Source organism: Chitinophaga sp. (assembly GCF_036566945.1).
Lineage (GTDB): Bacteria > Bacteroidota > Bacteroidia > Chitinophagales > Chitinophagaceae > Chitinophaga.
Genome location: NZ_DATCVJ010000780.1, coordinates 1 through 3,843, shown reverse-complemented (window position 1 = coordinate 3,843; position 3,843 = coordinate 1). Strand labels below are relative to the sequence as shown.

Below are 3,843 nucleotides of genomic sequence, written 5' to 3'. Positions count from 1 at the left end.
AAAAGGCTCAATAACCTCTTACTTAATTTAGGTTAGAAGGTTATTGAGCCTTTTACTGTTAGTAAAAATGTTGTTGTTGTTACAGTGATAAGTTGATATTAAGCTGTGTATAAGGATGTAAATACAGGAGAAGCCGTTTATAGGCAATTTGAGTTGCCCATAATTTATTTTCAATACTTTTCGGGTAACTGCTTTCATTAACTTCTTGAGGTTATAAGCAATAGCGGCCATGATCATCGCTTTATTGGCCAGTTGGATACCTTTAGTGTAAACCTGTTTCATCCCGGTAAAATTGATCAGGGTACCTAATACCGGTTCTACCGTACTACTTCGTAATCTTGCCATTCTTCTACCTCTCCTGGATTGCATCCGTTGGTGCATCTGATCATTCAATGCTTTACTGATAGAATCTTCTATACTCTTGATTCCATTGGGATCTGTACAACTTTTAGCCAAAGGGCATTGCTTGCAATCCTTTACACTACTCCTATAGATTTTAAGCGGTCTGCCTCTATCTGTCCTGATACGCCTTAGCGTAAGATAGGCACCTTGCGCACAGCGATATCTATCATGCTCTTTTTCATAAGTAAATCCCTGCCGTTCAGCTCTGTACCCGGAAGGGTTCGGAATATAACCTATTATATCTTTAGCTGCCAATGCCTCTAAACCATCTCCGCTGCTATAGGCGGTATCTGCTAATACTTCAGACACGATCAGGCCATTTTCTGCAAGATTTTCAATTGTTGTTTCCAGTACCTGCCTAAAACACTGGCTATCTCCTTTGTCTGCATGAAAAGCCTGGATGTGGGTGATAACATGGCTGGCTGTATCAACACTCACCTGGCTTACATAATTTAACCGGGTTACTTTACCCGGTTTTACCGACATCCTTGCATCAGGATCAGATTTACTTACGTGGGTCTTATTGGTAGGTTTAGATACTGTGCCTGCTTGTATTTTCTGTGGCTTTTTATCTTTTGAGCCAGCAGCAGAACTATCCTGCTCCTCTGTTGACTTCAGTTCTTCCGTATAGATACCCGCATCGGCCAGTATCTCCCGTTCCACCATGCCAGACATTGCAGCATTGGCTTTAACGAATGCACTATCTACAGCCTGTCTTTTACCGCAAACAAGACCCTTATCTATACATTGTTTTAATACCTGTTTAAACAATTCCAGAAATTGACCTTCCCCATAAAGCTGCCGGGTACGACTAAGAGTGGAATGCCATGGAAGCTCTTCGTCCAGATCATATCCAAGGAAGTAAAGAATGTCCAAACGCATGCGGGAGGACGCGATTATACGCCTATCACTCACCTGGTTCTCCAGGTAGCCTACCAGCATCAACTTCATAAAAACTACAGGGTCAATACTTTTCTGACCCTCTTTACCATAATATTTTTGGGTAGAACGATACAAATAGGAGAAATCTAATGTGCTTTTTAGACCCCTGTAGAAATTATCCTCCGGAATATGATCGGAAAGTTGGAATTGCATGAATAGCTTTTCCTGAAATTTTTTTTTCCCTTGCATACTCTAATATAATTAAAGCACGCAAGGGAAAAAAGTTGAGTTGTGCAACAGCCACTTTAGGCTGGCCCTTTTTCTGTATCCGGCGAAGGCGGTTTTGTATGTATATGAATGTCCTGTTGCGGGAAAGGTATGGAGATATTATGTTCCTGAAAAGCTTTATTGATAGCCATAATCAGGTCACTCTTAGCAGGAAGCGCGTCCCCGGTAGTCCTTACCCAGAATAGCAGTTTCACATCTATAGCGCTATTGTTAAAGTCCTGAAAGATCACCAGCGGAGCTGGTGATTGCAGAATGCGGTCGTCTTTCCCTATAATTTCCATCAATAGCTGTTGCGCTACCGGGAGGTCTGTACCATAAGCAACCCCCAGTACGAGGTTCATTCTGCGCCTGCCTCCGGCCAATGTCCAGTTAATCAGGTGGGAATTTAGCAGGTCTCCATTCGGCATCACCATATCGGCCCCATCCCAGGTAGAAATAACACTGCTTCTAAAACCAATAGATTTCATAGTGCCAGCCTGATTGTCTACCTCCACCACATCACCTACATTCACTGGTTTTTCAAAGGCAATGATAAGGCCGCTCACCAGGTTATTTACCAGCGTTTGTAAACCGAAACCAATGCCTACTCCTAAAGCGCCCAGTATAATGGCCACCTTATCCATCGGAATACCTGCGGCAGCAAAGGCGAAGAAAAGTCCTAACGTAATAATGGAAATACGGATCAGCAGCAGCCAGCTTCCCAACCCGGTTCTCATTTCCTTTGTTGAGGTGGCATTGCCGCCAAGATGTCTGTCGGACGCAAAATAAGATACCACCCGGGAAATGACCACCGACAAGCCCAGGATAAACACAAATAAAACCAGGGTGTTAATCGTAAAAGTATAATCCCCTACATTTCTTTCCTGTGACAGAAAATTTCTCACCGGTGTAGATACCAGGCTGAATGTATAAAAATTGCGGCCAAAGAGGATCAGCCAGCCCACTATAAGAAATAAGTAAAACAAAGCGGGGACTTTGGTTCCCACACGCTGAAAATTAATATAAAACAATTTCCTGTTCTGCCCCTGATATACAGTAAAAGCTAATTCCAGCGCCTCATTGATCAGTCTCACGGTCCATAAAAACATAATGGCAATAATGACATTAAAATAACCGCTGGTCAGGAGTGTTTTGGAAAAATTATATAGTCCGAAACAATTGGTGATCACGGCTCCCAATTCCAGTATACCCATAAAACCAATGAAATAGATAATCCATTGTTCTTTAAGAATGCCCCAATATTTCCGCTTCCACAATACAATACCGGCCGCTATTATACCTGCTATTCCCAATAGCAGCATCCCCCACCTTTCTACTCTCGATGCCTGCAGCACGAGGTTGTCTAAACAGGCAATGACAAACAAGAGCGACAAGGTAAGCCATACCATCATCCAATAGCGGGAAATAAAACCAAAGTAGATGAACGTCAGTGATGCCGCTGCGATGGTCCATAAAATAGCCGTAAAGATGAAGGGAGGCGCTGTGAAAATAAATTGAAACACACTTATTACAATCATAATGGCAGATAGTAATGGATATCGTAATACGAGGCTGCCTGGCTGGTCCGCCTGTACCCATTCTTTCTGCTGGTAAATCTTTTTCAAAGAATGCAGATAAATAGCCGACAAACCTATCAGTAACAATAACAATCCTATTTTCCATGCATTGTTCTGTGCATAAAAACGTAAAGTCAGCAGCCCTTTAGCTTTTGAGTAGGTAGCAATAGCGGAAAAAGGCCGGTTATCACCCACCGGTCCCCATAGGTTGGCAAACTGCCGGTTAAAAGTATGGCGATAAATCTGTCGTTGGAGTAGTTCAATTTCATCGATGCTGTTGGCGGTTTTGAACACTTGCACATTTACCTGCCTTTGCAGCGTTTGTACATTAGATATGGCTGTTTTCAGCATGCTATCCACCGGCGCTATTTCAATAAGGGTCACCTGCATCTTATCCAGATACTTCACCAATGCGGCAGAATCATCGGGGAAAGTAAACATCGCCGGATCGCTCGCCAGCGAATCAATATGAAACCTGAACATAGAAAGCCTGTGCTGATATTCATCTAACGCGTCTTTGCGTTCTACTGATATTTTCTGTAATACTAACAGCAGGTTATAGGAAGTGGTGAGATTGCGGTAAGTTTGCGCAGTGCCCTTGTTCACGAAAACGCCATCGCCCGCAACGGCATGCCAGTTCTCAATATTCGCCAGATCTCCATGTATGCCGGTAGTATCAATACCACCTTTTAAATACCCCCTGGCCTGTTGCATG

2 protein-coding genes are annotated in these 3,843 nt (G+C 43.1%); both read right to left on the bottom strand.

Annotation, left to right across the window (positions count from 1 at the left end):
- Positions 1 to 27 precede the first annotated feature (27 nt).
- Positions 28 to 1,533, bottom strand: coding sequence for an IS1182 family transposase (locus VIP81_RS23525; protein WP_331967127.1), 1,506 nt, complete (start codon positions 1,531 to 1,533; stop codon positions 28 to 30).
- A gap of 56 nt (positions 1,534 to 1,589) precedes the next feature.
- On the bottom strand, positions 1,590 to 3,843 hold a 2,254-nt coding region (locus VIP81_RS23520; protein ID WP_331967125.1), incomplete at its 5' end, for a mechanosensitive ion channel family protein.